At 45.0% G+C, this 1236-nt stretch carries 3 protein-coding genes; all 3 read left to right on the top strand.

All coding sequences use genetic code 11. The annotated features are described in order from the left end of the window. Positions 1-831 (top strand): HAD-IC family P-type ATPase (locus BG32_RS12520; RefSeq protein WP_121526929.1); only part of this gene is annotated, 831 nt, incomplete at its 5' end. A 14-nt stretch (positions 832-845) separates the two neighbouring features. Further along, positions 846-1052 (top strand): heavy-metal-associated domain-containing protein, encoded by a 207-nt coding sequence (locus BG32_RS12515; protein WP_014731321.1) that lies wholly within the window; start codon positions 846-848, stop codon positions 1050-1052. Between the two features lies 1 nt (position 1053). Beyond that, the coding region (locus BG32_RS12510; RefSeq protein ID WP_121526930.1) for a metal-sensing transcriptional repressor at positions 1054-1236 on the top strand (183 nt) is incomplete at its 3' end.

Here is a 1236-nt window from a genome sequence, read left to right as displayed (position 1 = left end):
ATATCGGCCAGTATTGCTTCAAAGAGTTCCCACCCGCTCGATGTGGCTATCTCCGGTGCATATAGTGGTCCTCTCCTGGAGGTTTCTTCATTTGAGGCTTATTCTGGCAAAGGAATTCTGGCGAGAGTCTCTGGGCAGGAAGTCAAGATGGGAAACCATCGTTTTATTTCTCTGATGCCGGAAGAAATGAAGTTTGTCGATGAGTTATCCAGTGAGGGTAAGACACCCGTTGTTGTCTCCATAGAAGGTAGAGCGGCAGCAGTGCTTGGTATCGCTGATGTTGTGAGAGAGGATTCTCTGGATGCGATTAAGTCTCTGAAGAAAATGGGAATAGATACTTACATGATGACCGGTGACAACTCCAGGACTGCAATGGCAATTGCTAACCAAGTTGGGATCGAGAATGTAATATCGGAAGTGATGCCGGAAGACAAAGCCAAAAAGGTTTCCGATCTCAAGAGGGAAGGTAAGACAGTGATGATGGTAGGCGATGGAATAAATGATTCTCCGGCTCTTGCGGAGGCCCATATTGGAATTGCCGTTGGTTCTGGAACGGACATCGCTATTGAGACGGCAGATGTGGTACTTATGAGCGACAACTTAAGCAACATCTTCAAAGCGATAAAGTTATCGAAGGAAACTATAAAGAACATAAAACAGAATCTCTTCTGGGCATTCTTCTACAACGTAATCGGCATACCTTTGGCAGCCGGTCTCTTCTACGGAGTTGCCGGAATAAGGCTTAATCCAATGGTAGCCGGAGCGGCGATGGCTTTTTCTAGCGTAAGTGTAGTAACCAACGCATTAAGATTGAAGAAAATTAAGATCTGAAAGGGAGGAAGAAAATGAGACTGACAATTGAAGGAATGAGCTGCAACCACTGCAAGATGAGGGTTGAAAAATCATTGAAGGCTCTGGAAGGAGTCAAGGACGTAGAAGTCGATCTTGGAACCGGAGTGGCAACCATTAGCACTTCAAAGGAAATAGAAGACAGGTTGCTGAAAGAAGCCGTAGAAGATGCCGGCTATTTGTTAAAGGGAATCGAAAGATAAGATGGATAATCATTCTCATCACAAACACAGCGGCGCGTTGAAGATTCTCAGGACAGCAAGGGGTCAGATAGACGGTATCATAAAGATGATAGAAGAAGAGCGATATTGCATAGATATTTCGACACAGCTCCTGGCCGTTATCTCTCTTCTCAAAAAGGCAAACACAACCGTTGTCAACAAACAC

It is taken from the genome of Mesotoga sp. HF07.pep.5.2.highcov, from assembly GCF_003666285.1.
Classification (GTDB): Bacteria; Thermotogota; Thermotogae; order Petrotogales; family Kosmotogaceae; genus Mesotoga; species Mesotoga prima.
The sequence above is the reverse complement of the archived record's forward strand: the minus strand, read 5'-3'. Positions and strand labels throughout refer to the sequence as shown.